Annotated in this window: 22 protein-coding genes; 10 read left to right on the top strand and 12 right to left on the bottom strand. The window is 55.9% G+C overall.

Annotated elements, in window-relative coordinates:
- Nucleotides 1-69 precede the first annotated feature (69 nt).
- Nucleotides 70-1,482, bottom strand: a complete 1,413-nt coding sequence (locus BLP93_RS05465) for a sigma-54-dependent transcriptional regulator (RefSeq protein ID WP_092118492.1) — start codon at nucleotides 1,480-1,482, stop codon at nucleotides 70-72.
- A gap of 115 nt (nucleotides 1,483-1,597) precedes the next feature.
- A complete protein-coding gene (locus BLP93_RS05470) occupies nucleotides 1,598-4,180 on the bottom strand; it encodes a c-type heme family protein (RefSeq protein WP_092118250.1) in 2,583 nt (860 codons plus the stop codon).
- A 509-nt stretch (nucleotides 4,181-4,689) separates the two neighbouring features.
- Between BLP93_RS05470 and BLP93_RS05475 the strand changes: the two genes are divergently transcribed.
- The 3 genes from BLP93_RS05475 (at nucleotide 4,690) to BLP93_RS05485 (ending at nucleotide 7,530) form a co-directional block, all read left to right on the top strand.
- Nucleotides 4,690-6,471, top strand: a complete 1,782-nt coding sequence (locus BLP93_RS05475) for a YeiH family protein (protein WP_092118253.1) — start codon at nucleotides 4,690-4,692, stop codon at nucleotides 6,469-6,471.
- Nucleotides 6,472-6,484: 13 nt separating this feature from the next.
- Complete coding sequence (locus BLP93_RS05480; RefSeq protein WP_092118256.1) at nucleotides 6,485-6,790, top strand: hypothetical protein; 306 nt, start codon at nucleotides 6,485-6,487, stop codon at nucleotides 6,788-6,790.
- A 128-nt stretch (nucleotides 6,791-6,918) separates the two neighbouring features.
- On the top strand, nucleotides 6,919-7,530 hold the full coding sequence (locus tag BLP93_RS05485; protein ID WP_092118258.1) for an NF038143 family protein: 612 nt from the start codon (nucleotides 6,919-6,921) through the stop codon (nucleotides 7,528-7,530).
- Nucleotides 7,531-7,647: 117 nt separating this feature from the next.
- Here the strand turns inward: BLP93_RS05485 and BLP93_RS05490 are convergent, their stop codons facing one another.
- A complete protein-coding gene (locus BLP93_RS05490; protein WP_092118261.1) occupies nucleotides 7,648-8,259 on the bottom strand; it encodes an NF038143 family protein in 612 nt (203 codons plus the stop codon).
- Nucleotides 8,260-8,427: 168 nt separating this feature from the next.
- On the opposite strand from BLP93_RS05490, the gene BLP93_RS05495 reads away from it, so the two are divergent.
- Both BLP93_RS05495 and BLP93_RS05500 read left to right on the top strand, forming a co-directional pair.
- Nucleotides 8,428-9,498 (top strand): radical SAM/SPASM domain-containing protein, encoded by a 1,071-nt coding sequence (locus tag BLP93_RS05495; protein WP_092118264.1) that lies wholly within the window; start codon nucleotides 8,428-8,430, stop codon nucleotides 9,496-9,498.
- A gap of 226 nt (nucleotides 9,499-9,724) precedes the next feature.
- Nucleotides 9,725-10,033 (top strand): hypothetical protein, encoded by a 309-nt coding sequence (locus BLP93_RS05500; RefSeq protein WP_092118267.1) that lies wholly within the window; start codon nucleotides 9,725-9,727, stop codon nucleotides 10,031-10,033.
- 29 nt (nucleotides 10,034-10,062) lie between these two features.
- Here the strand turns inward: BLP93_RS05500 and BLP93_RS05505 are convergent, their stop codons facing one another.
- Both BLP93_RS05505 and BLP93_RS05510 read right to left on the bottom strand, forming a co-directional pair.
- Complete coding sequence (locus BLP93_RS05505) at nucleotides 10,063-10,326, bottom strand: hypothetical protein (protein WP_092118270.1); 264 nt, start codon at nucleotides 10,324-10,326, stop codon at nucleotides 10,063-10,065.
- Between the two features lie 30 nt (nucleotides 10,327-10,356).
- Nucleotides 10,357-10,755, bottom strand: a complete 399-nt coding sequence (locus BLP93_RS05510; RefSeq protein ID WP_161946200.1) for a DUF4168 domain-containing protein — start codon at nucleotides 10,753-10,755, stop codon at nucleotides 10,357-10,359.
- A gap of 227 nt (nucleotides 10,756-10,982) precedes the next feature.
- Here BLP93_RS05510 and BLP93_RS05515 point away from each other — a divergent pair, with 227 nt between their 5' ends.
- Entirely contained in the window at nucleotides 10,983-12,479 is a 1,497-nt protein-coding gene (locus BLP93_RS05515) for a sensor histidine kinase (RefSeq protein ID WP_092118276.1), read from the top strand.
- Between the two features lie 13 nt (nucleotides 12,480-12,492).
- Nucleotides 12,493-13,890 (top strand): sigma-54-dependent transcriptional regulator, encoded by a 1,398-nt coding sequence (locus BLP93_RS05520; protein WP_092118495.1) that lies wholly within the window; start codon nucleotides 12,493-12,495, stop codon nucleotides 13,888-13,890.
- Nucleotides 13,891-14,068: 178 nt separating this feature from the next.
- Here the strand turns inward: BLP93_RS05520 and BLP93_RS05525 are convergent, their stop codons facing one another.
- The 6 genes from BLP93_RS05525 to BLP93_RS05550 form a co-directional block, all read right to left on the bottom strand.
- Nucleotides 14,069-14,668, bottom strand: a complete 600-nt coding sequence (locus tag BLP93_RS05525) for an NF038143 family protein (RefSeq protein WP_092118279.1) — start codon at nucleotides 14,666-14,668, stop codon at nucleotides 14,069-14,071.
- A gap of 202 nt (nucleotides 14,669-14,870) precedes the next feature.
- Nucleotides 14,871-15,773 carry a hypothetical protein gene (locus BLP93_RS05530; RefSeq protein ID WP_092118282.1) on the bottom strand — a complete coding sequence of 301 codons (903 nt, stop codon included), beginning with the start codon at nucleotides 15,771-15,773 and terminating at the stop codon, nucleotides 14,871-14,873.
- Nucleotides 15,773-17,500: a TraB/GumN family protein gene (locus tag BLP93_RS05535; RefSeq protein WP_244148649.1), complete on the bottom strand. Its 1,728-nt coding sequence runs from the start codon at nucleotides 17,498-17,500 to the stop codon at nucleotides 15,773-15,775. Before BLP93_RS05535 ends, BLP93_RS05530 begins: the two co-directional genes overlap by 1 nt.
- Nucleotides 17,484-18,605 carry a tRNA guanosine(34) transglycosylase Tgt gene (tgt, locus tag BLP93_RS05540; RefSeq protein ID WP_092118285.1) on the bottom strand — a complete coding sequence of 374 codons (1,122 nt, stop codon included), beginning with the start codon at nucleotides 18,603-18,605 and terminating at the stop codon, nucleotides 17,484-17,486. The genes BLP93_RS05535 and tgt overlap by 17 nt, the downstream gene beginning before the upstream one ends.
- Before the next feature lie 319 nt (nucleotides 18,606-18,924).
- A complete protein-coding gene (gene nth / locus BLP93_RS05545) occupies nucleotides 18,925-19,569 on the bottom strand; it encodes an endonuclease III (RefSeq protein WP_092118288.1) in 645 nt (214 codons plus the stop codon).
- A gap of 1 nt (nucleotide 19,570) precedes the next feature.
- Nucleotides 19,571-20,449: a DMT family transporter gene (locus tag BLP93_RS05550; protein ID WP_092118291.1), complete on the bottom strand. Its 879-nt coding sequence runs from the start codon at nucleotides 20,447-20,449 to the stop codon at nucleotides 19,571-19,573.
- A 254-nt stretch (nucleotides 20,450-20,703) separates the two neighbouring features.
- Between BLP93_RS05550 and BLP93_RS05555 the strand changes: the two genes are divergently transcribed.
- The 3 genes from BLP93_RS05555 (at nucleotide 20,704) to BLP93_RS05565 (ending at nucleotide 24,947) form a co-directional block, all read left to right on the top strand.
- On the top strand, nucleotides 20,704-22,833 hold the full coding sequence (locus BLP93_RS05555; protein ID WP_092118294.1) for a PAS domain-containing sensor histidine kinase: 2,130 nt from the start codon (nucleotides 20,704-20,706) through the stop codon (nucleotides 22,831-22,833).
- 78 nt (nucleotides 22,834-22,911) lie between these two features.
- Nucleotides 22,912-23,367 (top strand): response regulator, encoded by a 456-nt coding sequence (locus tag BLP93_RS05560; RefSeq protein WP_092118297.1) that lies wholly within the window; start codon nucleotides 22,912-22,914, stop codon nucleotides 23,365-23,367.
- Nucleotides 23,367-24,947 carry a response regulator gene (locus BLP93_RS05565; RefSeq protein WP_092118300.1) on the top strand — a complete coding sequence of 527 codons (1,581 nt, stop codon included), beginning with the start codon at nucleotides 23,367-23,369 and terminating at the stop codon, nucleotides 24,945-24,947. The genes BLP93_RS05560 and BLP93_RS05565 overlap by 1 nt, the downstream gene beginning before the upstream one ends.
- Nucleotides 24,948-25,111: 164 nt before the next feature.
- Here BLP93_RS05565 and BLP93_RS05570 read toward each other — a convergent pair whose 3' ends face one another.
- A complete protein-coding gene (locus tag BLP93_RS05570) occupies nucleotides 25,112-25,969 on the bottom strand; it encodes a glycine betaine ABC transporter substrate-binding protein (protein ID WP_092118303.1) in 858 nt (285 codons plus the stop codon).
- Nucleotides 25,970-26,029: the final 60 nt, after the last annotated feature.

Consider the following 26,029-nt stretch of genomic DNA (forward strand, 5'->3'; position numbering starts at 1 on the left):
TAACCCATTTTTTTTATCTGCTCCTGATCAGAGAAGGGAACGTGAGGACGATTACGGAATAGGTTGAATTTATTCCGAACGGTATTCCCCGGGTATCATGTTCATCCTGCGGATGATTTTCTGAAGGGCCACTCTGCTGAGGCCGGCCATTTTCGCGGCCTGGGAGACGTTGCCGCCGGTTCTGGACAGAACGTCGCGCACATACTCATCGGTAAAAGCGTTGATCGCCTTGGTCTTGGCTTCCGCATAAGGCTCGATCGCTTCGCTTTCAATGGTATTGTCCGGGACGGGCCGTGCAGCATGTCGGCCGTCCACCATTTTCAGCACGGACAGGCTCAATTCCTCGCCGGGGCAGAAAATGATCAGCCTGCGCACGAAGTTTTTCAACTCTCGAACATTGCCGGGCCACTCCCGCTGCATCAAGACCTCCAGGACGTCCGTCGCGACGACCTTCGGGGTACAGTTCAGTTCAAGGGCCGACAGGCGGTTGAAGTGGTGCACGAGCAGCGGGATGTCCTCGGTTATCTCCCTGAGAGGAGGTGTTTCCACGCTGACCACGTTCAGGCGGTAAAACAGGTCTTCCCGAAAGCTTTTGTCCAGGATCTTGTTCTCCAGGTGCTGATTGGTAGTGGATAGAATCCGGACATCCACCTTGATGTTCCTGCTGCTGCCCAGGGGCCGGATTTCCTGTTCCTGCAAGGCCCGCAGCAGTTTGGTCTGGATGCTTACGGGAATGTCCGCGATTTCATCGAGGTGCAGGCTGGAGCCGTTGGCCTCGGCGAATAGGCCCTTGTGGTCCTTCAAGGCTCCGGTGAAGGAACCCTTTTTGTGTCCGAACAGTTCGCTTTCCAGAAGATGTTCGGGGATGGCCGGGCAATTCACGGATACCAAACCCCTCTCGCAGCGTCGACTCAACGTGTGGATGGCCTTTGCCGCCAATTCCTTGCCGGTGCCCGATTCGCCGCGGATCAGCACCGGATAGTCGGTTCCGGCCACGGAGCGGATGGTTGCGTAAAGTTGTTGCATGGGCGGGCTCTGTCCCACGAATTCCTCCAGAACCGTCTTTTCGGATATTCTTTGCCGCAGGCTCTGGTTCTCGCGGATCAGGCCGCTGCGTTCCAGGGCTTTCTTGATCAGTCGAACCAGATCCGGAATATCGAAGGGTTTGGTGATAAAGTCGTAGGCCCCCAGTTTGATGGACTGCACCGCTGTTTCGATGCTCCCGTACGCCGTCATCATGATCACGGTAGCCTTGGAATCCATGGCCCTGATCTGTTCCAGGAGCTCGATGCCGCTCATTTCCGGCATGCGGACATCCATCAGGATGAGGTCGAAAGGGGAGGCCGCGGCAAGCTCGAGGGCCTGCAATGGACTGTGAGTGACCACGATGTTCGTCTTTTCCAGCTCGTAAGGCAGAATGCGCCGCAAGCCGTCGAGCATGTCCCGCTCATCGTCCACGATAAGTACGTTGAATTGATCCATGGTGGGTCCTTGTGTGGGCTCTGGATAACCGTTCGTTTGCCGTTCGTTGACCAACCAAACCGTGGTCCGGATTATCCCTGTTTGGACCTTGCAAGCCTTTTCGCCGGCTCGTTCGTCATGCGGCGACACCATCCAGGGGCAGCTCGATTCGGAATTCGGTCCATTCTCCGGGTTTGCTTTTCACGCTGATTTCCCCTCCGTGCTCCCGGATGATGCCGTAGCTGACCGAAAGCCCCAGACCGGTGCCTTCGCCGGTGCGTTTGGTGCTGAAGAAGGGATCGAAGATCTTGTCCTGGATGTATTCGGGAATCCCCTGCCCATTGTCCCGGATGGTGAAGACGACGGATCTTTCTTCAACAAGACGTCCGGTGCGCAACGCAATGATCCCTTTTTTCCCGTCTACTGCCTGACGGGAGTTCATCAGCAGGTTGAGGACCACCTGCTTCATCTTGTGCGCGTCCATGTTCAATTTCGGCAGATCCGGATCCAGGTTCAGTTCCAGGGAAACGCCTTGTTTCTTGAATTGTTCGCTGACCATGACCAACACCTCTTCCAGACACTGGTTAAGGGAGGCCGGCTGCTTTTTTGTTTCCCGGCTCCGGGCGAAGTGGAGCAGGTCCCCGACAATCCGCTTGCAGTTCAGGGTTTGCTTTTCAATGGTGCTCAGATCCTTCAGGCCTTGAGGGTAGTCGGAAAGCTGCCGTTTGAGCAGTTCCACATAGCAGAGGATTACGCCGAGAGGATTGTTGATTTCATGGGCCACGCCGGATGCCAGCTGGCCCATGGCCACCATTTTCTCGGTCTGCTGGATCTTTTGTTCCATATGTTTCTGGTCGGTGATCTCTTTGACGTAGCGGATCACGCTTTCCACTTCTCCCTGCTCGTCCGTAACCGGATAGCAGTGAACCTGAAAAATTCCCTGCTGCGCCGGACATCTGCTTTCATAGACCACGGCTGATTTGGTGCCCATCGCCGTCTTCAGGCCGCACTCCTTGCAGGGGCTTTCTCCACTGCCGTGAATTTCAAAACACTTGCGACCGATGACATCCTCCGTGTCCACATCATAGCGTTTGGTGTAGGCTTTGTTGACCATCCGGATTCGGAAGTCGCTGCCCATCAGCACCACTTGGTCGGTGATTCCGTCAAAAACGGATTGCAGCAGGTCCTTGCTTTGGATCAGCTTTTCCATGTTCTGCAAACTCTCCACGGCAATGCCGATCTGCCGACCGATGGACAACAATAGCTCCATCTGTTCCGGAGAGATCTGGTTGCAGTCGACCCCGATAAAGGACAGCACGCCTAGAATTTCACCGCGGCACAGCAACGGAACGTTCAGATTTCCGGAAGTTCCGCGTCTTTCGAAACAACTGGGGTGTCCCAGGGCGGCCTGGGCCACGGCATCGATCAGGCGGTTGGGACGGGCTTCGAGAACAGCGGGTACGATGTGGCGCAAAGGAACAGACACGGGAAGATCGGCGGCGTTTTCCTGGTACGTGAGCACCAGTTGCTGGTGCGCCTTGTCGTAAAGGTAGATGCCCGAGCCTTGGGCTGGAAAAACCTGGAGGGTTCGCTGTTGAACCTGAGGCAAAATCTGTGACAGGGACTCGGCCGCGGTGGTCAATTCAGCAAGGGCGTTGAGGGTCTGCAGTTCCTGTTTTCTGGCAGCGACCTTCTCCTGCAACATCTGCTCGGACTGTTGCAGTGCCTTGGTTCTTTTGGCGACTTTCATTTCCAGATCCTGGGCGTATTCCTTCAACTCCTGTTTGGTGCGGCGCAGGTGTTCGGACATGCTGACCGCGGCTTCGGTCAGTTCCTGAATTTCGTCCCGGGGATCCATGGGATTCGGTCTGGGCAGGAATTCCCGCAAGCTTTTTTCCTCGGCCTCCTCCCGGAAAATGTGCAACACTCCGTTCAGGTTGTTGACCACGGCCCGATTGAAGATGAAGGCCAGGAGCAGAAAAAACAGGATAGCTCCCAGAAAAAGGGAGAAAAAGACCGAGGCCGCCTGATCCCGGATGACGGCCAGGGCCTTGTGGACCGGGATGCCCACGGCCATCACGCCGGCCAGATCTCCAGGCTGGTTCCAGAAACCGCGTTCCGAGCCGTACATGTCCAGCATGTCCTGCGGGGCGAAAGCCGGATCGCCGTGGCAGCTCATGCAGGACTCCTCGAAATAAACCGGTTTGAAGCGCATGAAATGTTTCTCGCCGTCGACGGCCAATGTTCCCTGCCAGTTCTGAAGGTCCGGATTGATGTCGAAGTGGTTGATCATGGAGAGTTCCAGATTGTTGGCCTCGGAACGCGGATTGCGGGCGTTGCGCGCCACCCGCCGGTACTCATAGTGGGGCAGAACCTGGTTGAAATTGTCCATGACGGCCCGTCCCACATAGGAGGTGGACATGGCCTCGACCATGAAGAACTCGTTGCCGAATTCCCGGCTCATTCTGGGTCTCAGCTCGTCGCGGACGTACTTTCGGCTGGCTTCCACGGCGGCCATGACCATCATGGTTTTTTCATAGGCGTGGGCTTCCATCTGCGCTTTTTCGCGCAGATAGATCAGATGTGCTCCGGCAAAACAGACCAGCAGCAAAGACAGGCCGGTGGCCACCAGAAATCTGGATCTGAACCCTAAAGATTTCTGAAAAAAATGGCTTTTGCCGGATTGACCTTCCTGGCCGGCAGGGTTCAACTCGTGCATAGGAAAACCTCAATGAGATATCTGCTTATAAGGCACTGTTTCCTCGACGGCTTCAGCCAGTCGAGCAGGCACAGAACCTGACATGGCATAATCGTAATTCAAAAACTGAAATACCTGAATAGTCCACTAATATCTTTCCAGCGAGCAACCCAAGGTTGCGGAGGATGTTTTTGTTTTTCAAGAGTGCTCCGGAAAGAACGTGAACATATGCCGACCATGTCGGTATTGCAATCTTGTGTTAGCAGTTGCGTGCTAACTGGCGTTAACAATGTCGGGCGTTAGTTTGTGATTATAGTGATTGGAATATTATATTTCCAGTATAATAATTTGTAATAAAAGCAATTTTATGACCATGGAAGCTTTTGGCTTGGATCTTGCTTAAATGAGAAATAATTCACTTTGTTTGCAGCTCACGTTGATCCCGGTTTGCATTGAAGCCTTCCGGAGCAAGCGTCGGAGGACTGCATGGTTCGTCGTATCATCTTATAACGTGTGAGGAGGTTTAATCCATGGCGGAAAATCAAGTGGATAATGTGGTTACCGAAACCAAAATCCCTATGACCACCCAGATGTACACCACCGAGGATTGGTGGGCCATCTGGCTGGCGGGCATCATCCTCATCCTGGCCATGATCGCGGCCATGGCCGCCCGGCCGAACGTCGAAAGCATGGCCGAATACCGGGCGATCATGGAACAGGAACAGGAAATGGCCGGCTTCCGGACCATCGCTTACACAGAGGCCGAGGCTAGATTGAATGCCGTGAGGGCCCGTGACAGCGGCTTTTTGAAGACCATCAACGACTTGATGGCCAGGCCAGGTCGCTGGTCCACCAATCCATTGGATTCCCTGTATCGCAGCGAGTCGGCTGCTGCTGAAATCCGGGCGGCCAATCAAGAGCGTCTAGAGCAGGCCACGGAGCGTTTGAACGTGGCTCGGGCCAACGCCGAGGAAGCGGAAAATCGGGCCAGGGAAGCAAACTTCCAGAATACGCAGCTCAATCAGGAAGCTCGCGCCCTTCTCGGTGAATGGCGTGCGGCACGAAGCAGCCATTCCAGCGCCCGGAGCGCTGCCAACACTCAGCCATTCAACCGGATTCCCACCCTGCTGGGGTTGATGGTCGTCATGGCCTTGATCTTCTCCATCGGCGGCAAGTTCATGGGCCATAACCTGAAGAACTTCTTCATCGGCTTTCCCATCGTCTTTGGTCTGGCCGTCCTGTCCTACGTCATCGCCAACCAGGAAACCGTCAGGGCCTATGGATTCTCCTACGTCTTGTGGGGCATCGTGCTGGGCATGCTCATCTCTAATACGGTCGGTACGCCGAAATTTCTGAAGAGTGCGGCCCAGACCGAATACTTCATCAAGACTGGCCTGGTCCTGTTGGGCGCAAGCATCCTGATCAACCTGATCATTATGGTCGGTCTGCCCGGCATCTTCGTCACCTGGGTGGTCACGCCCATCGTGCTCATCGGAACCTACTGGTTCGGTCAGAACGTGATCAAGATGGAATCCAAGCAGTTGAACATAACGGTTTCATCGGACATGAGCGTTTCCGGCGTGTCCGCGGCCATCGCGGCGGCGGCGGCCTCCCGGGCCAAGAAGGAAGAACTGACCCTGGCCATCGGGATGTCCATGATCTTCGTGGTGGTCATGATTTTCGCCCTGCCGACCTTTGCCAACTGGGTGGGCATGCATCCGGTCTGGGCCGGAGCCTGGATCGGCGGCACGGTTGACAACACCGGGTCCGTGGTCGCCGCTGGCGAGTTGATCGGTCCGGAAGCCATGTACGTGGCCGCGACCATTAAGATGATCCAGAACGTAATGATTGGTGTGATGGCTTTTGGCGTGGCTGCTTACTGGTGCTTGAAGGTCGAGCCTGATCGCGCTTGTGCCGCGGGTGCCGCCCCCATGAAGTTCACCGCCGCCGGTGCCCTGTCCGAAATCTGGTACCGCTTTCCCAAGTTCATCCTGGGCTTCATCGGTGCTTCCGTCTTCTTTTCCGCTCTTGGCGCGGCCATGGGCGAAGATTGGGCGCAGGCCATGATCCGCAACGGCATTTTGGCCTGGGCCAACGGGTTTCGTGACTGGTTCTTCGCCATCGCCTTCGTAAGCATCGGTCTGAGCATCAGCTACCGTGAGCTCAAGGAGCCTCTGCGCGGCGGCAAGGCACTGATCCTGTACGTTTGCGGTCAGGGCTTCAACCTGCTGCTCACCGCCTTTGTGGCCTACATCATGTTCATGGTCCTGTTCCGCGACGTCACCGACAGGCTGATGGGCATGGGTCTGTAATCGATTGATTCACATGAAGAAGGAAATATTGCCCTCCAACAAACAACAAACCGGGGACGGGAAACCGTCCCCGGTTTCCCGTTTGCGTCACCCTTTACGCGGTCTGTTGCGTCTCGGGCTGGGCATCGCCCTGATCGTCGGCTTTATCGCCCTGCTGAACAATTTGGAGCGGGTCACCGGGAAAAGCGAGACCCTTGAAACGTTGCGTGAGGGGGACATCTATGTTGGAGCCTGGTATTGGGACAGTATCCAAGAGGTCTCCGAAGCCATGAGTTTCATGCGCGGCGCATTGGGCAGAGGCGGCAAGAGGGACGAGTGACGCCGAAACCGCTTTCAACCCCCGTCTTCCGGATGCGCGGTCAAATCTACCCGCGCGGCCGGACTCGGTTCCGGGCGGCATGCGGTTAAATGGTACCTTTCCAATCTTTTCCAAACGGAGCATCTCCCGTGCCCGCTGATTCCAAATCCAAACATCTCAAGACTCAGGCCAAGGCGATTCTGGCCGAGGAACGGGAATTCGCTTCCCGAGTGGTCTACTACCGTCGCGCCCAGACCTCTCCCGCTTGGTGGCACAACTTCATTCCCTTTAAATTTCTGGTCGAGTATTTCGGTCGGAAAAAGGAAACGTCTCAATTCTCCCAAAAGCATCTGGGCTTCAAGGAAATGGCCTTGCGGGCGGCCGAGGAAGCCGTACGATCCGGCAACACGGAACGCTCTCGGCAGGGGATGAAAGGCGAACTGCGGGAATTCTGGATGCATGAACAGAAACTGGAATCCAGAACTGTCTATGAAAACCTGTCGGCCATGATGGACCTCTTGCTGGATCACTATCTTCGATTGTTGCATACCGAAGAGCGGGAATATCTCTCCATGATCCGCAAAGCCTATCGAAATTCAGCTAATTACCAGGAATTTTTGACCGGCATGGAGCAGGTCGAACACGCGGTCGATGAGGGGCTTGTGGAGGCCATGGGGATGAATCGGCCGGATCCGTACATTCAGAGCAAACAGAAGGCGATCCGGGAGGTCCGCAAACGTGAATTGGAAGATGCGTTCTGATTGAGCACGCATTTCCAAAATAAAAACCGTGCTCCAACATGAAACACGGTTCATCCGATATTGACCTTTCTGCCATCTCCGTCTTTAATCTTACCTCTTATTTCGATCTTTCCCTCCTCAAACCGCCTCTCCCTGAAAGAAAAACCGCAGTTCCTCCTCCCGCAACTCGGCTGTTCTTTTTTCAATCCGGTCCATGACGGACCCCGACTCATCCGAAGAATGGAAGTTTTCCCGCAGGTGCCGGCTGATTTCGTCCTCGGCAGCGGCGAGTTTATTGAGGTAGTACCGATATTCGCCGGATGATCCGTATGCACCACGGACCAGTTCCTCCAGAGTTGCGCCCTGTTGACCAAGCATCTCTCGGTAGTGTTCCTCCATGAGCTTCAGAACATTGATCTGTTTTTCGGCCAACTCAATTTCCGGCTTGGACTCCAGCGGGACTTGGGGAAAATAGTCCTCTGGGCCGTAGTCCTGAATCTCACCGATCTCGATATCCTTGAGAGCCTTGTCCAGGGCTTTCTTTTTGGTGCCCAGAATATTGTTCGCGAAGTCGTGGATTCCCTGCTTGTACTGGGAGATTTTCATCATGTAGTGGACGAAGAGTATCGGCAGCAGGATCATCCAGACGGAAACCTCGGGTTTCTTGACCACGTCCTTGGCCAAGCGGTAGGCGAACTGCTGTTCATGGCCGAAGATGATGTCGTATTTTTCCTGTAAACTCAGTGGCAAAGGGAGTCTCCTTGGAGGGTGTTGTGGTGGGTTGTCGAGCCTGTTACACAAATAAAACGTGGAAAGGATAGTCTTTTTTAACTGGAAAGGCAAAGTTGGCGCATTCGGGGGCACAATTTCATTGTGCCTGAAACCCGGGACGAGCAGGCCTAAACTGGGGGTATCTTCATGAAAGAATCCGATATGGATACGGCTGGACAGGACTCCCTTGTCCGAAAAGTACGGCAATGGTGGGAACACAAAGTGTTGCTGGACCCCAAGGACTGGATGCAGATCGAAGTGACCTCCAAATGCAATGCGGACTGCGCCTACTGTCCCCGGACCGTCTACCGCGATCAGTGGCATGACCGGTTCATGTCCCTGGAAACCTTTCGACGCCTTGTGCCGGCCCTGCGCAAAACCAAACTGGCCTACTTACAAGGCTGGGGCGAACCCTTTCTGCATCCGGAGTTTCCGACCATGGTCCGTCTGGCCAAGGAAGCCGGCTGCACCGTGGGCGTGACTACCAATGGTATGCTGTTGACCGAGAAACGTCTGATTCAGGTCATGGATGCGGGATTGGACATTCTGGCCTTCTCCCTGACCGGGACGACCCCGGAACACAACGACCCGGCCCGAGCCGGAGCGCCGCTGGTCAAGGTGCTGGAACGAATGGACATGGTCCGACGAATCAAGCAGGGGCGGGGCACTTCCAGGCCCGCGGTGCACATCGCCTACATGCTGCTGCGCTCCGGGCTGGACGATCTGGAAGGATTGCCTCGGCTGATGGCCGACCACGGAGTGGAACAGGCCGTGATCAGCGTGCTGGATTTCGAGCCGGGCGTGGAACTCTCCGAGGAAGTGCTCGCGCCCAAGGACGACCGGGAACGCCAGGCCCTAGAGGAGCGGTTCACAAGGTTGCGTGAAGCAGCCGCCCACCTTGGCGTGATCATTCACACCCCAAGCTTTGCCCCCAAGGGGGAAGACGAGCCGGTCTGCGCCGAGAACGTCCAGCGAGCCTTGTTCGTTTCCGCGGACGGGGAAGTCTCCCCCTGCGTCTACGCCAACGTGCCCGTGGACCATGCCGAATACGCCCGCCAAGGCCAACCCGCGCCGTACAGCCGGGTGACCTTCGGCAACGTCAACGACGAACATCTGCCGGTAATCTGGCGAAACAAGCAATATGATCAGTTCCGGGAAGGCCTGGAAAAAAACAAACCGGCCACGATTTGCCGGAATTGTCCGAAGCGGAAGAGGTGATCCATCAATACAGAAAACCGAAGAGGCAGAGCGGGATGCGCGAGCCGAAGCCGTTATTCCATTTCATCCAACGCTAAGGAGCCCTGCTTGAGGGCGAGTGAAGGGTGAGCATGCATGAAGTCGGAGTGGCCAAAGTGCGGCTTTTACCTTCCTTGTTGCACGCCCGCTACAGTTAGTGCTGAATCCTTCGGAAAAGGAGGAACCTTGCCAAGGACATTGTGCGGCCATGGAGTCCATCAAGGAATACAAGCCGAACTTGCTGCGCGCGTTTGCGGACGAGTCCGGAAATTCGTTCCGCATCAGATTAACCAGCTTTTTCAACATAAGTATCGTGCTGCTGGTGAGGGTTTCGGAAGTTTGCGAGGGACGTTCAACCCAAAGGCGCGCAAGGGTCTGCCGATATATCGGCAGCCCCTTGCATGTTCCCCACGCGCCAGGACAACGTTCGTACATTGTTGCAACAAATTGTTTTATGGTTGATTACCTACAATACGAACGCTTCGTTATCACATTCAGCCTGGAAGACCAGATTTAGAAGCCTGTTCAAGAGGCCGGGACCTGACGCTATTGGGTCGGACGCGCGTCAAAAGGCGCGCCTTGTTCCTGCTCTTGCCCATCGGTCTGGAAATCCCGATTTGACCCAGGCTCTTCCGTAGGGGCTTCAGGCTGCATCCACTGCCGATCCTCACTAGTTGGCTGTTCGTAACCAGAAGGCCTTTCTCCAGGCCTGACCGGCAATTCGTACTCCTCCTGATCCGGACCGCAGGCCGCCCCCAAAAACATGCATGCTGCCAGTACCAGCAAAGGAACGGTCATTTTGCCGAACATAATATACCCTCCATCAGTTTTCGCGCCGTCCTATTGCAATTTATCCAGCTTCGCCGTCAGCATTTCCCGCAGTTCGGTGTTCACCTGCACTTCCTGCATGACATGATTATACGTTTCAAGATTCAACCCACTGTTCTGAACGGCCAGAACCATGGCCGCTCCCGCTTCTTCCTGCATCCGCTGGGCGGAATTTGGATCGGTCTCCCCGGCCAGTGATTCTTGCAATTCCATGCGGATCTCATGAATATCCAAGTAAGCTGTCGCTACTTTTTCAAGCTCAGCATCGCTGATCTGCGTCGCCGTTCCTGGCTGCTGCATCGGCGGCTGTCCCTCGGCGTGGCCGGTCTGGGCGTGCACGCCAAGGCTCAAGGCCAACACGAGAAAACTTGCGAAAATTGGTCCTGTTAACAATAAAAACGCCTTCTTCATCTTCAAATACCTCCGAGAAAATTTTAACCGCAAGATCATCAAACGGCATCACCCATCTCAAAAGCACGCACTGTGCCAGAGTTCAATGTTTTAGCAATTCATTGAAATCAAAAGTAAATAAGTAGAACGCAATGAATCGTTCAAAAAAATAGCCTTGAGATGTGCTCTCTTGGCATGTATAAAAAAGTCACATGTGTAAATCCATTCCTGCACCATAAGGAGGAACATTGCTCCATCGTATTCCGACATTATCCGATTACTTCAGTCTGCGTTCAGCTCTTGTCATCTCCGTTATCCTGCCTTTGGCCATGGCGATGGGACTGACTGGATACCTGCTCCTGCAGCTCGTGGAGCGGAACATAGAGCACCGTATGCAAAAAGATCTGGAATTGGTGGCCAGGGCGATTCAGTTGCCGCTCAGTCATTCCATGGAGCTGAAACGCCAAGGTAGCGTACTGCGGGCGGTGGAGTCCGCCTTTTCCATCGGCAGAGTTTACAGTGCATATGTTTATGATCGTCAGGGCCGCCGGATCGCCTCAGCCGGACGAAGCGAACCAACTCCGGAGCAAGAACGGCTGACCGAGCTGGCCGCAGATGGCAAGCAGCGCGGGGAGTACGGCAACGTGGCAGGACGAGAGGTTTTCTCGTACTTCGTGCCACTGACCGACTCTGGGGGGCGAATCAACGGCCTGCTTCAATTGACTCGTCGAAAAAGCGACATTCAGGAGGACGTTCGGGCTGTTCGTGCTCGCGTCGCATTAGGTTTGGGATTGGGATTGTTGTTCATGTCCGGGCTCGTCCTCTTCGGACATCACCGCGCTCTGGGCCAATACCTCTCCAGCCTGGAAAACAGCATGTCCAGGGTGGCTGAAGGCGATCAAAACCATCGACTTCAACCGCACGGCCCGAAGGAAATCGTGAATATCGGTCGACAATTCAATCGGATGCTGGATACCATTGAGGAGGCCAAAGCCGAACTCCGAGAACGTCGTATCCGACAGATGCAGTTGCAGGCCCAGTTGCGTCAAACCGAAAAACTGGCAGCGATCGGAGAATTGGCCGCAGGCGTGGCTCATGAACTGGGCACGCCCTTGAGCGTCGTCAGCGGCAAAGCACAACGCGTCCTTCGCAAGTCCGCCCTGGACGCGGAAATCGTGGAGACGCTACGCGACATTCGTCGAGAAGTGGATCGGATGGAACACATCATCCGCCAACTGTTGGATTTCAGCCGTTGCAACGCATTGCGCAAAAAGCCGACCTGCTTGACGCAATTGATCCGCTCCGCCGTGTCCGCTGTAAGCGAAGATGCCGAAAACCATCGGACTTGCCTGGAGACGGTTTTCCCCTTGGGCAATGCAAACGAGGCGCTTCAGATCAACCTGGACAGCGTTCGCATGGAGCAGGTTTTGGTCAACTTGATCCGCAACGCAGTCCAGTCTGCCTCCGGAGGGCGAGCTGTCGTTTCTTGTGGCAAAAAAGAAAACCAGGCGTGGATGCAGGTGGATGACGACGGTCCCGGTATTCCCTTGGAGATAGAAACCAAGCTGTTCGAACCGTTTTTTACGACTAAAAGCGTAGGCCATGGTACCGGTCTGGGTTTGGCCGTGGTCCATGGTATTCTCCGGGACCACGGCGGGAGCATCGAGTTCGGAAAGAGCCGGTTGGGCGGAGCGTTCTTTCGAATTTGGCTGTCCGTTGACCACGAACCCACGATCCGTGGTTAGGAGAGAGATGAGCATGACATCACGCCAAACAGGACAGCACTTCAGCGGCAGCAAGGTCCTGGTCGTCGAAGACGATCGGTCTTTCGGACAGTTACTGAGCCAGGAACTGCAAGACCACGAACTGGCGCCCCGATGGGTGGACAGTGCCGAAAAGGCCCTTTCCGTGATCCAGGAATGGCAACCGGAGTTGGTGGTCAGCGACATGCGATTGCCGGGGATTGATGGTCTGGAACTGTTGCGACAGGTCAAAAGCAAGGAGATAAAAAATGCTCCTGATTTTCTTTTGATCACGGCCTTCGGAAGTATTTCCAAGGCCGTGGAGGCGCTCAAGGCCGGGGCTGAGGATTTCTTGACCAAGCCGCTGGATCTCGATCACTTCACCTTGACGGTGGTTCGTGTATTGAGAAACAGGGCGTTGCGCCAGGAGGTCCAAGTCGTTCGGGATTATCTGAGCCAGGACGCTTTCCACGGCATGGTTGGTCAAAGCTCGGCCATGCGCGGCCTGTTCGAACAGATCAGACGCGTTTCTCAAGCCGATGGACCTGTGCTGATCCTGGGGGAGTCGGGAACAGGCAAGGAATTGGTGGCCAGGGCGGTGCATGCGGCAAGTCCGCGGCGTAAAGGAGCGTTTCAAGCCGTGAACTGCGCCGGCATCCCGGAACAGTTGCTGGAAAGCGAGTTTTTCGGCCACAAAGCCGGAGCTTTCACAGGTGCGGGCAAGGCCCGGCGGGGACTGTTCATCGAAGCAGAAGGCGGCACTCTGTTTTTGGACGAGATATCCGAAATGCCTCTATTTCTGCAAGCCAAACTGCTGCGCATCCTCCAGGACGGCAAAGTGCGTCCCGTGGGAGCGGACAAGGAGGAACAGGTCAATGTCCGCACCGTGGCTGCCACTCATCGCAACCTGGAGCAGGAGGTCGATGCTGGAAGATTTCGCGAGGACCTCTTTTTTCGTCTGGAGACATTCACCCTCAGACTCCCGCCTCTGCGAGAACGCGCCGAAGATCTGGAACTGCTGGCCGGTCGCTTTCTGCGACGATTCAGCATCCAGATGGGCAAAAACATACACTACTTTGATCAAAAATCCCTGGAGTTACTCAATACCTATCCATTTCCCGGCAACGTGCGAGAGTTGAGAAACGCCGTGGAACGGGCCGTGACCTTTTGCGACGGGACCACCATCCTGCCCAAACACCTTCCCAGCCGAATCAGGGACGATGGCGGCCAGCTCTCCCTGAAACCGGCCCGGCTTTTAGCGGCCATGGCCGCAGATGGCGAACACCTGCCCTCCCTGGCCCAGGCCGAACAACACTACATTCAACACGTCTTGAACGCTGTAAACGGCAACAAGCGCCGTGCCGCCGCTGTCCTCGACATCCATCGCCGTACGCTGTACCGCAAGCTCGAATAGAACAGACCCTCAGCACGCGCAGGAATAAAGTATTGCGATTTGAGCCAAATCAACTTTCCGCGCCGGAGGTGCTTTACCCTCCGGACAGTTTCGCTTGCCAACCACGTTTGGACAACTCCGCAAGGACAGATCAGGGTGAGCGCCCTGAATTTCAATGGTCGCTTCCGTTACGAATTGATCACCCAAAGAAGGTTTTTACCTCCGCGTCCCGCAAGGATTTGGCAATCTCCTGCATCTTGCGGCTGACGGCCTGGGCTGGTTCGCTGGTCTGGTGGAGGTGCAGGACTTCCTTCTGAACGGCCTTTTCGGCCTGGGTCAGTTCGGTCAGAAAACGGCGGTATTCACCGCTGGTCTTGTATGTCTTCCGAATCAGAGTCGGGTAGGTTGATCCCTGATTGCGCAGAACCCTCAGGTAATGTCCCTTCAGCAATTCCACCTCGGCGATCTGGGCGTTTCGCAGGCGAAGCTCACCGGGTGCGGTCTCCGGCGCCTTGGCGCCAAAGGCGCTTTTATATCCGTTATCCTTCTTGCCAGTGGTCACTTCTTCCAAAGCCGATTCCATGGCCAGGATTTTTGATCGGAGCACCCCCTTGCTGAAGGTCTCCAGATCTGCCTTGTGTTCCTGGATCTTGCGGTAATGATAGATCAAGAGAGGCGGAAACAGGATTCGCCAGATGGTCAGCCTGGGCTTTTCCACCACCTGTTGGGCAAGCTCCCTAAAGAACCGCTGCTCATGATCCCAGATCATCTGATAGATTTGCTCGATGGCTGTGGCCATGGGCCTTGTTGCTCCTTCTTTTGAGGTCTCGTGTCAATTAAGGTCATGGATTTGGCTCGAAGCTTATGCCAACTCGCCGCGCAAGGTATACCTGATGTTTTCTCTTTCCAGTTCGGAAACGGACATGGAACAGCTCTTCATGGATGTCCAGCATCGGCATGCCCTATTTGCTACCCCGGCTATCCGTCTGATCGATCAAGCATCAGCGCTTTCCCCAGTGTCGCAACCGCCCCAGCCAACCTTTCGGGCGGAGGTTCCAGGTTGTTTCCACGCAGGGCAGAAAGACTTCGGCTCCCCATTTTTGCTTGAAGAAGCGGATGGCCGGATTGATGCCCAGTCCCAGGTTCATGCGGATCTGGCCGCGTTGGGCGCCTTCCTGGAGCAGGGCGTGCAGGAGCAGGTCCGCCGTGCCCGGCGGGGCGATGTCCGGGTTGCGAAAGGCGAACATGTAAAAGGCCGTGCTCAGAGAAGTGAAGTCTCCCACGACAAACCCCGCCAGCGGCTGGGCATCGGCCTTCCGGGGCGCTTCTTGATCCGCCATGCGGGCCGAGACGACCAGGGCGCCAGGGCATGATTGAACGTATTCCGGAATGCGGCGGAAAATGTGGCGGATTCCGGGTTCCAGGTCGCGGGATTCCAGGTAGCGGTCAATCAGGGCCAGATGGTCTTGGTCCAGGGTTCGGCCTTGATCCAGAACCACCTCCCTCCGGGCCCGGCGCAGAAGATTACGCAGTTTTTGACCCGGAGCCGGCATGGGAATGGGCAACGACAGATATGCGTCGTTCCCGTCATCGGAATTTTGGGAGGCATGATCATGGTCCGCTGATTGGGGCGGGGCCTGTTTCGGGCGCGTCGCCGCGATCACGGTGATTCTCGGAGCCGTAGCGGATTCCAGGGCCAGATCCACTGAGTGAAGCAAAGCCTGTTCGTCCAGAGGATCGTGCAGGGGATAGCCGATGAGCACCAAATCGTCAGGAGATTCGTAGCCCAGGCAGGAATCGAATTGGCGCGGCGTGCTGCCGGCCACGGTCCGGACGTAGCAGACAAGCTGTTCCGGAACCACGGCATTCGCGGCAACATGATCCAGGCGGGACGGGCCGATCATCAGATCTTTCGCAGTTTGCGGACCGCAAACCCGGCTTCGGCCAGCATGTATTGCAGATTGAACATGTGCGCCGAGCCTACGAAAACGGCGCAGCGTCCGGTTTCGAGGCGCGGGAGCATCCGTTCCAGAAACAGCGCGTCGCGGCGATCAATGACCAGATCCGTGCGGGAGGGAAACTCGGCGCTGGTGCCCATCATGGCCTCCAGGTCTCCCTTGAGATAGGCGCGCATGTTCCGGCGGATGAACCGCCTCCAGAGACCGCATTGTCGAAAGAAGCGAACAATGCGCTCCACGGGCACGCTTTCCAGGGTTTCGATCTGTTCGGCGATGGTTTCCATTTCCCGAACTTCCTTGCCCATCTCTCGGGCCAGATGCCAAGCTTCCAGGTCCACGGAGTGGTTCCAGTCGTGGCGGCGCAGGAAATGCGTCCAAAGCGAGAAAAAGGCGTACCAGTGGCGGGTGTCCGATAGATAATGGCGGACGTCGATGGGGTTGGGATCTTCCGTGCCCAACAGTCTGGCCCAGAAGCCACGGGGGCCGAGTACCACCCGTTCCAGCTTGCGCACATCGTCCTCAGTCATGGCCTGGATCAGCCGGGGAGAGTCCGAATCCGGCGTCTGGCCGATATGGGCGACGTGGTCCAGGCTCTCCTGGTCCAAGGGGCCTTCAAAAATTACGGTATCCACCTTTTCGAACAGCCGGCGCATGGAACTCTCGAAGCTGCAGCAGAAAAAATGCGCGGTTCCGCCGATCCAGGACGTTCTGCCGTTCTTTTCCAGTTCCCAGATCAGCCGGTACGGGCGCTGGGGGGGCAGGCTGTTCCAATACTGTTCCCTGGTCATCTGGACGTTGGGCAGGTGGACGACGGTGCGCATCAAATCGCTCAGGTCGTCGCGAAAATCCGGCGGTTCGTTCCACTCGGCCATCTCGTAGGGAGTCTTGGCCACAGCGCCCCATTTTTCCTTGAACCGGCGAATGCCGGGGTTTACGCCCAGCCCCAGGTGCAGATAATCCTTGTCGCCATCCCGTGCGATCCGGATCATTTCCCGGAACAGCAGGTCCGATGCGTAGGGCGTATAGTTCAGGCGTGAATGTGCACCCAGCAGATAGTTCAGAAACCGTTTTGGCGAGACGTCCAGCAGCAGGCAGGCGGCGAGATTTCCCTGATCGTCCCAGGCATTGAGCAGGAACAGGTCCGGACACTGGGGGAGAACACTCTCCGTACGGGCGTAAAGCTCATGCACCGAGGGCGGCAGGGCGACCCGGCCGGTGAATTCGGCCCAAAGGCGACGGTGGGCCGCGGTGAATGCGGTTCCCCGGTCCACGGTCAGCCGGGCCGCGGCCTGTTCCGCCAGGCGGGAGAGACGCGGTGGAATCGGGCTGTCGGCGGGCAGGACGTAGTATTGGTCCTGGTTGGTGCGATACAGGTGGAGTCGTTCGGGCAGGGCCGGGCAGATGGCCCAGCAACTCGTGGCGCCGGTTGCGCGGCGGGCCTCGCGTAAAGCCTGGTCAAAAATTTCGGTGGTCTCGGGAGAATTATCCTTCCGTCGGACAGGATAGCCCACGGCCAGGAGCCAGTCCTCGGCGTGCAGAAAGAGATAGTCGTTCAGGAGAAATGGCCGTCCGCCGGATACGGCCTTCATGTAATGGATGGAGTGCTCCGGAACGCTGGCCTCTTCCAGAAGCATCTCGTATTGGTCAGGGCTCAGTTCACTCGGCATGGGCATGAACGGCTTGCACCTCGGCTTTGTAGGTTGCGAATCTGCCCTGAAGTATGGCCTGTGCCGCGCCGTGGGTCAATGTCAGAAAATAATGCAGGTTGTGGATGGTGTTCAGGCGGTAGGCCAGCAGTTCCCGGGCGGTGTACAGGTGGCGGAGGTAGGCCCTGGAAAACCGGGTGCAGGCGTAGCAGTCGCAGTTGGGGTCCAGCGGTCTGTCGTCCTCCTTGTACTCGGCGCGCTTGATGTTCACCTTGCCCAGGGATGTGTACAGCGTGCCGTTGCGGGCGTTGCGGGTGGGCAGGACGCAGTCGAACATGTCAATGCCGGCTTCGATGCCGTCCAGGATGTCCATGGGCGTGCCCACGCCCATCAGATACCGGGGCTTGTCCGCGGGGAGCAGGGGGGCGGTGTGGCGCATGATATCCAGCATCAGAGGCTTAGACTCGCCCACGCTCAGCCCGCCGATGGCATAACCGTCAAAAGGCAGATCGCAGATCTGACGGGCGCTTTCGCTGCGCAGATCCTGGAAGAATCCGCCCTGGACGATCCCGAAGAGCAGCTGGTTGCCGCTTCCCTGGGGATAGGCCGCTCGGCAACGCGCAGCCCAACGGGTGGTCAGCCCGAGAGACTGGGCGGTGTATTCCTTGTCCGCGCCGTAGGGCACGCATTCATCCAGGACCATCATGATGTCCGATCCCAGGTTGCGCTGGATGGAAACCACTTTTTCCGGCGAGAAGAAGTGTTTCGAGCCGTCCCGGTGAGAACGGAACTCCACCCCGTCCTCGCTGATCTTGCGCAGCCCCTGCAGACTGAAGACCTGAAAGCCACCGCTGTCCGTGAGGATCGGGCCGTCCCATCCCGAAAAAGTATGCAGCCCCCCCCTGCGGGCGACCAGTTCATCGCCGGGCAGGATGTACAAATGATACGTATTGCCCAGGATGATCTGGGCCTTGAGCGCTGTCAGATCGTCAGGGCTCAGGGCCTTGACGCAGCCCACCGTGCCCACGGGCATGAAGACCGGAGTGCGGATGGTCCCGTGAGCCGTGGTCAGTTCAGCGCACCGAGCCTGCCCGTCCGTGCCCAGGATGTGGAAATCGCCAGTGTTCGTCATTTTAAACTCAACAAATCCGAAGGTTACATATTAGAAACAAAACTCACGCATCCACTCGAATCGCAATCGCAATCGCAATCGAAATCGAAATCGCAGTCGCAGTCGCAGTCGGGATAGTGATGGGAAACGGAAGTAGTCATCGAATAAACCGGATCAATGAATGGATCGATAATTTCGGATAGAAGATTCGATTACGATTGCGATTTCGATTGCGATATCGACAGAGGACAACATCTCATTTTTGACAGCGTTCTTGGGTTATTGTGAGATAGCCCATAGCCCATAGCCCATAGCCCATAGCCCATAGCCCATAGCCCCATCACCCAACCACACCATTTCGCGGACAAAGATCCTCCAGCACGCACTCGGAACATAGCGGCTTGCGTGCCCGGCAGATCTCCCGGCCGTAGAGGACCAGAAGATGGTTGATCTCGCCCCATTGTTCTCGTGGAAAAAGCTGCATCATGTCCCGTTCGATGATCGTTGGATTGGTGGAGATGGTCAGTCCCAGGCGAAAGGACAGGCGGCGGACGTGGGTGTCCACGGCAATGCCTTCGTGTTTATGGAACGCATTGGACAGGACGATGTTCGCGGTCTTGCGGGCCACACCGGGCAGGGTGAGCAGTTCCGCCATGGTTTCCGGGACCCGGCCGTCATATTCATGGACGATAATTCTTGCCGTCGCAACCAGGTTCTTGGCTTTCTGGCGGAAAAAACCGGTGGAACGCACCATTTGTTCGACTTCAGCGACCGGCGCCGTGCTCAGCTCAGCCGGTCCGGGCCAGCGCCGAAAGAAGACCGGTGTAACCATGTTCACTCGGGCATCCGTGCACTGGGCCGCCAGAACCGTGGCCACGAGCAGTTCCCAGGGATTATGCCATTCGAGCATGCTTGCCGGCAGGCGATAGCGGGCATGGAGGCGTTGGTAGATCTTGGTGCAGCGTTGTTGAAGAGTGGGTTGCATATCAGGCTCCGGATCGTTTCTGGATCACGTTTCCCAGAATGATCAGGACAAGGCCGGCAATGGTCGACGTCAAGATTTCCTCTCCGACAAAGACGCGGATGAAAATCAGCGAGAGAAACGGGGAAAAGTAGATCAGGTTGCCCACCTGGGCCGTGGTTCGGGAGAGTTTGAGGGCCTTGAGCCAGAAGATGAAGGTGATCCCCATTTCGAACACGCCCACATAGGCCGCTCCCAGCAGACCGGGCAGGCTGACGGCCAGAGGATCGGAAACAAGGAAGGTCACCGGAATGATGTAGAGACATCCAAAGGCGAAGTTCAAGAACAACCGCAGAACCGGGTCCATCTCGTCCCGGGTGTTGAAGATCCAGTACAGGGCCCAGATCACGGTGCTGCCCAAAGCCAGGCCCGCGCCAAAAGGATCGGCGAAGGACAGGCCCAGGATGTCGCCGCGGGTGCAGATGGTCAGCACGCCCAGGTAGCTGACGCCCATGGCCAGGAAATCCCGGCCGGTAATGCGCTGGCCGAGCAAAGGGATGGAGAGCAGAGCCAGGGTGATGGCCCAGGTGTAGTTCAGAGGTTGGGCTTCCTGGGCCGGAAGAAGATCGTAGGCTTTGAACAGGATCAGATAGTACAAAAAGGGATTGAGCAGGCCCAACAGGGCCGAGCGCCACAGATCCCTGCCGGAAAGGGTGCGCAGGAAACCCAGCTTGCCTTGGGCGGCCAGAACGGCGAACAGGGTCAGGGTGGAAACAAGGGTGGAAACGCAGAGCAGTTGGACGTGATCCACGTGGCGCAGGGAAATCTTGAAGGCCGAGGCCACGGTGGACCAGAGCAGGACCGTGGCCAAGCCGTATGCGTATGCCGTGCGTTGGGTATCCATGGATCAAAGTGCGACAAGTATTGGTGGGGTTCACGTGAAAAGTGATTGTTTATCGATAATCTTTCGGATGCACAATGGGATATCCGGTTGATGCACCATAACGGAATGTTTGTAGAGTTAAAACAAGCTTGCACAGAAAGCCCTCATCGAATACGAATACGAAATGCTGTCCATTACAATACAAACGAGCCTGGTCCTTCGTGTCGCTCTTACCGCGGAAATCCCTTTCCGTCAGTAAAGTCAGTGAACAATCCATGCCGGAAATCAGCCGTCAACTCAACCTGCATATCTCTTCCCGGACGGCAATCCTGTACGCCCTGTTCGCGGGCATGTGGATTTTTTTCTCGGACGCCCTGCTGGCCATGATCGTAGTTGATCCGGAAAAAGTGCGTTTTTTTCAGACGTACAAAGGGTGGATGTTTGTTGTTGTCACGGCCTTCCTGCTGTATTTCATTCTCCGAAAACAGGTCCTGCTTCTGGAGCAGAAATCCCGCCAATTGATTCAGCAAGAGAGACGATTCCGCGATTTGGTGGATAATGCTCCGCTTCCTATCTTCATCCAGACGGAAGGTATGTTTGTCTATTTGAACAAGGAGGCTCAGGAACTCTATGGAGCCGAGTCTCCGGAAGATCTGCTCGGATCTTCAGTTCTTGATGTCGTTCATCCCGCTCACCATCAAGATGTCCGGGAAAAAATCCGCCTGCTCAACGAAAGAAACACCGTGCCCAGTCAAGAACAGGTCCATCTCAGCCGTGATGGACGAGAGCTGGCTGTCGAGGTGAATGCCGTTCCCCTGCGTTTTCAGGAGCAGGACGGAGCAGTTGTCTTTGCCCAGAACGTCACTGACAGAAGAAGGAATGAACAGGAGTTGCGCAGAAATCTGGCTCTGGTCACCGCCATCCTTGAAAACAGCCCGAACCTGATATCGTTAGTGGACAGGCAGGGTCATTTTGTTCTGGTTTCGCGCGAACTTGCCAAAATCATCGGCAAAGAACCGGCAATGATCGTCGGACAGAAATTTGATCGGTTCTATGCGCAAGACGTCGTGGAAACCTTCAAGCAGCGTATTACCAAGGTGATTGAAACCAACAGTTCATTCATGGTGGTGGATAAGGTCGATTCCGAAACGGAAGAGAAATTCTATGAGACCTGTCTGTTTCCTGTTGAAGTGGACCAGGATCGCGTCGAATTGGTCGGTGTCATTTCCATGGACGTGACGGAGCGGGTGCTCGCGCAGGAGAAAATCCAGTTCCGGCATGATCTGATGCATTATGTCATCCATCACGATCCAAGCGCCATTGCCGTGCATGACCGTGAATTGAAGTATATTTACGTCAGCCAGCGTTATCTTGATGATTACGGCATCAAGGAGGATGTGGTCGGTCGGCACCATTACGAAATATTTCCTGAAATACCGGAAAAATGGAAAGATGTTCATCGCAGAGCTCTGCACGGAGAAGTTTTGCAAAATGACGATGATTCATTTTTCCGCCCTGATGGCAATCTGGAACACACTCGGTGGCAGTGCCGCCCATGGTTTGCGTCGGACGGCTCCATTGGCGGGATTGTTCTCTATAGCGAAGTCATCACCGAGTTGAAACGGGTGGAAACAGAGCTGAGAGAGCTGAATCTGCAACTGGAGCAAAGAGTTCAGGAGCGCACCATTCAGCTGGAAGAGATCAACAGGGAACTGGAGGCTTTCAGTTATTCCGTATCCCACGACCTGCGCGCGCCGTTGCGCAGCATCGTCGGATTCAGCCAGGCCCTGTTGGAGGATTACTACGACCGGTTCGACGCGACGGGCAGGGACTATTTGCAGCGCGTGATCAAGGCCGGCCAGCGCATGGGGCTACTGATCGACGACCTTTTGAAGCTGTCCCGTGTCTCCAGAGCCGAGTTGGCCATGACAAACGTGGATCTCAGCCTGATGGCTCGAGAAATTCTTCGTGGTCATGCCGTGATGGATCCGGGACGCAATGTGGAAACCGTTGTTCAGGATGAACTGCTCGCCCATGCCGATCCAGCCCTGATCCGCATCGTCATGGAAAACCTTCTGGACAATGCCTGGAAATTCACCCGCTATCGTTCCCCGGCAAGAATCGAATTCGGCCGGCAGCTTTTGAACGACGAGCCCGTTTTTTTTCTCAGGGACAATGGAGCCGGGTTCAATATGGCGTATGCCGATAAACTGTTCATCGCCTTTCAGCGGCTTCATTCTCTTGAACGTTTTCCGGGGACAGGAATAGGTCTGGCCACCACTGCCCGGATCATTCGGCGGCATAACGGCAAGATATGGGCCGAAGCCGAGCCGGACCAGGGGGCAACATTCCGGTTCACGCTTCCTATCCCAAGCCAGGACGGCAACAACCGGGAACGGGAATGATCAACGTCAGAAGGATGGCGACCAGCCGTTTGCGGGAAAATTCGCAAGTCCGGCAACATGTCTTGATAAGGAGATGCTGTGTCCAGTAAAATCATTCTCTTGGTGGAGGACAATCCTGACGATGTTCTGCTTACCCGGCGGGCGTTGCAGAAGAACAACATCTTGAATGAACTCGTGGTCGCGGAGGACGGCGTGGAAGCCCTGGATTATCTTTTCGGCCGGGGTGCGCATGCCGGAAGGAACCTTGGCAATCAACCGCAGGTAATCCTTCTGGACATCAAGCTGCCACGCATGGACGGCATCGAAGTGCTCCGCCATATTCGGGCCAACGAATCCACGAGATTGCTGCCGGTTGTCATGCTGACCTCCTCCACTGAGGAGCGGGATCGCCTGGAAACATACAGCCTGGGCGCGAACAGCTATATTCGCAAGCCGGTGGATTTTCAGCAGTTCATGGAGGCCGTTCGACAAATTGGTCTTTACTGGCTTGTCCTGAATGAATCTCCGCCAGTCCAAAGGGAGGGCTGTGCATAATGTCCACTTTGCGTGTATTGATCGTTGAAGACTCCGAGGACGATGTCATGCTGGTCGTCAGGGCTCTCAAAAATGCCGGATTCAGTCTGGAATACGCCAGAGTCGAAACCACTCAGGCCATGGAACAGGCCCTGACAGCGGAACCCTGGGACCTGATCATTTCCGACCATGTCATGCCCGAATTCAATTCGTTTCAGGCTCTTGAGGTTTTGAAGCGCAGCGGCCTGGACATCCCATTTATTCTCGTATCCGGTAGCATCGGCGAGGAAACGGCGGTTGAGGCCATGAAGGCCGGGGTTCATGATTTCATCATGAAGGACAAGCTGGCCAGACTGGTGCCGGCGGTCAGGCGAGAACTCAAGGAAGTCGCGAATCGCCGGGAGAAGAAAGCCGCGTATGAGGCCCTTGTCGCTGCCAAGCAGGTGGCGGAGGCCGCCAATGAGGCAAAGGATACGTTTCTGGCGAACATGAGCCATGAGATCCGCACTCCGCTCAGCGGCATCATGGGCCTGATGCAGCTCATGCAGTCCACACCGCTTGCTCCGGACCAGAAACGGTTTGTGGACATGGCGCTCACATCCGCGGACAGATTGACCACCTTGTTGTCCGATATCCTGGATATCAGCAGCCTTGAATCCGGACTGCTGGAGATCCGCCAAGACAAGGTGAACCTGCGGGATCTGGGGGATTCGGTCATGGATCTCTTTTCAGCCACAGCGGAGAAAAAGAATATCGCTCTGGATAGTACATACGATCCGTCCATTCCTGGCATACTGTTCGGCGATGAAGTTCGAGTCCGCCAGATTCTTTTCAACCTGGTCGGAAATGCGCTCAAATTCACCGAAAAAGGGCGGGTTGTCGTGGAGATGTCGCCCGTGGGATTAAACAGGGAGAATCATTTGCGCCTGTTGATTTCGGTATCGGATACCGGAATCGGAATGCCCGAAGATCAGCTCGATGAAATGTTCAAGCCGTTTGTCCAAAGCGACAGCACCACCACCCGCAAATACCAAGGCGCGGGTCTGGGGCTGACCATCGTCAAGCGGTTGGTGGAATTGATGAACGGGACGATTGCTGTCGAAAGCGCTCCAGGCGAGGGAACAACTTTTCATGTCCTTCTGCCGTTTGTAATCCCTGGCGTTGTCAACGGGAAATCAGTCCGTGTATCGAAATCGCGCCGAAACATTGGGGACGTGAACATCCTTTACGCCGAGGATGATCCCATCAATCAGGTTCCGATTCAGTTGCTGCTGGAAAAAGCCGGCTACCGCGTCGCATTGGCCGAAGACGGCCGCAGGGTTCTGGATATGTTGGTTCATGAAGACTATGACTGCATTCTCATGGACGTTCAGATGCCGATCATGGATGGAATTGAAGCCACGAAAGCCATCCGCTCCTCCAGGGCTTTGGGCAAAAAGAAAAACATTCCCATTATCGCTCTTTCGGCCAAAGCCATGCCTGGTGACAGGGAACGGTTTCTCCAGGCCGGAATGAACGACTACCTGGCCAAGCCGGTGCGGTTTCAGGATTTGGATCGAATCGTACGCCAGTATTGCGGAGTGGGTGGCGACCCGGCTTGATATGCTCTGAACTTTCAATAAAGCCCAAAACCTGCCTGTGCGGTGTACAACTTGCCCCTTGATGTTGGAGGGAGCGCCTTGAATGCTATAGCTCCATACGACAAAGGCCGCCTTTTTTAGGCGGCCTTTGTCGTGCTCAAGAGGAGCAAGCAAGTCCGTGGAACTTACTGCTTCCAGCTCTCGAACTGTTCCTTGTTCTCCCGCAGAAAACGCTTGGCATTTTCCATGCGGTCGGAGCCGGGTTCCTGGTTCCAGGCCATAACCATCTGCAACTGGTTGGGATCTTCCCAGGCAAAGTTGTTCAGGAAATTGTAGACTTCCGGCTTGTCTTCCTTGAGGCCCTTGCGGACGATGGTATGGATGCGCTCCTCGCCGCCCAGGATTCCCTTGGGATCGTCCAGATATTTCAGGTCCCAGACGCCGAACTTCCAGTGCGGGGACCAGGCAGTGGCCACGACCCATTCATTGCGGTCCACGGCATTGCTCAAGGCGGCCGTCATGGTGGCATCGCTGCCCTCCACCAGTGTGAATCTGGTCAAGCCGTATTCCTCGACCGCTTCCTCGGACAGACGCATCAGGCCCGCACCGGGATCAATACCGATAATCCGGCGATTGAACCGATCCGCATGGTCGTTCATTTCTTCAATGGAATCAATGGTCACGTAGGACGGAACGACCCAGCCCAATTTGGCGCCGCCGACAATGGGGCCCAGGTCTTCGACATTGTTCTTGACCCGTTCGTAATAGTCGGCATGGGTGACGGGCAGCCATGCGGTAACCATCCCGTCCACGTTGCCGGTACCCACAGCCTGCCACATGGCCGCCGCGGCAACGGGCAGAATTTCCACTTCATATCCCATTTCTTCCAGGGCTGCCTGGACCACATGGGTGCTGGCCGCGGCGCAGTCCCATTCCACATAGGCGATGCGCACGGACTTGTCCTGGGCCGAAACACTTCCTGCAGTCAGTACGAGACAGGCCACGATGGCCAAGATGAGTTGCAACAGTTTTCCATGATTCATACTTCTACCTCCTTGAAGGTGCGATTAGGTTATCAGGATGCTGACATCCTTAGGTTAATA

This window comes from Desulfonatronum thiosulfatophilum, from assembly GCF_900104215.1.
Classification (GTDB): domain Bacteria; phylum Desulfobacterota; class Desulfovibrionia; order Desulfovibrionales; family Desulfonatronaceae; genus Desulfonatronum; species Desulfonatronum thiosulfatophilum.

What these genes read in the sequence shown, in the direction of transcription:
- BLP93_RS05465 (WP_092118492.1), bottom strand. Translation starts at nt 1,482, where the DNA reads ATGGATCAATTCAACGTACTTATCGTGGACGATGAGCGGGACATGCTC.
- BLP93_RS05470 (WP_092118250.1), bottom strand. Translation starts at nt 4,180, where the DNA reads ATGCACGAGTTGAACCCTGCCGGCCAGGAAGGTCAATCCGGCAAAAGC.
- BLP93_RS05475 (WP_092118253.1), top strand. Translation starts at nt 4,690, where the DNA reads ATGGCGGAAAATCAAGTGGATAATGTGGTTACCGAAACCAAAATCCCT.
- BLP93_RS05480 (WP_092118256.1), top strand. Translation starts at nt 6,485, where the DNA reads ATGAAGAAGGAAATATTGCCCTCCAACAAACAACAAACCGGGGACGGG.
- BLP93_RS05495 (WP_092118264.1), top strand. Translation starts at nt 8,428, where the DNA reads ATGAAAGAATCCGATATGGATACGGCTGGACAGGACTCCCTTGTCCGA.
- BLP93_RS05500 (WP_092118267.1), top strand. Translation starts at nt 9,725, where the DNA reads ATGGAGTCCATCAAGGAATACAAGCCGAACTTGCTGCGCGCGTTTGCG.
- BLP93_RS05505 (WP_092118270.1), bottom strand. Translation starts at nt 10,326, where the DNA reads ATGTTCGGCAAAATGACCGTTCCTTTGCTGGTACTGGCAGCATGCATG.
- BLP93_RS05510 (WP_161946200.1), bottom strand. Translation starts at nt 10,755, where the DNA reads ATGAAGAAGGCGTTTTTATTGTTAACAGGACCAATTTTCGCAAGTTTT.
- BLP93_RS05520 (WP_092118495.1), top strand. Translation starts at nt 12,493, where the DNA reads ATGACATCACGCCAAACAGGACAGCACTTCAGCGGCAGCAAGGTCCTG.
- BLP93_RS05525 (WP_092118279.1), bottom strand. Translation starts at nt 14,668, where the DNA reads ATGGCCACAGCCATCGAGCAAATCTATCAGATGATCTGGGATCATGAG.
- BLP93_RS05530 (WP_092118282.1), bottom strand. Translation starts at nt 15,773, where the DNA reads ATGATCGGCCCGTCCCGCCTGGATCATGTTGCCGCGAATGCCGTGGTT.
- BLP93_RS05535 (WP_244148649.1), bottom strand. Translation starts at nt 17,500, where the DNA reads ATGCCCATGCCGAGTGAACTGAGCCCTGACCAATACGAGATGCTTCTG.
- tgt (WP_092118285.1), bottom strand. Translation starts at nt 18,605, where the DNA reads ATGACGAACACTGGCGATTTCCACATCCTGGGCACGGACGGGCAGGCT.
- nth (WP_092118288.1), bottom strand. Translation starts at nt 19,569, where the DNA reads ATGCAACCCACTCTTCAACAACGCTGCACCAAGATCTACCAACGCCTC.
- BLP93_RS05550 (WP_092118291.1), bottom strand. Translation starts at nt 20,449, where the DNA reads ATGGATACCCAACGCACGGCATACGCATACGGCTTGGCCACGGTCCTG.
- BLP93_RS05555 (WP_092118294.1), top strand. Translation starts at nt 20,704, where the DNA reads ATGCCGGAAATCAGCCGTCAACTCAACCTGCATATCTCTTCCCGGACG.
- BLP93_RS05565 (WP_092118300.1), top strand. Translation starts at nt 23,367, where the DNA reads ATGTCCACTTTGCGTGTATTGATCGTTGAAGACTCCGAGGACGATGTC.
- BLP93_RS05570 (WP_092118303.1), bottom strand. Translation starts at nt 25,969, where the DNA reads ATGAATCATGGAAAACTGTTGCAACTCATCTTGGCCATCGTGGCCTGT.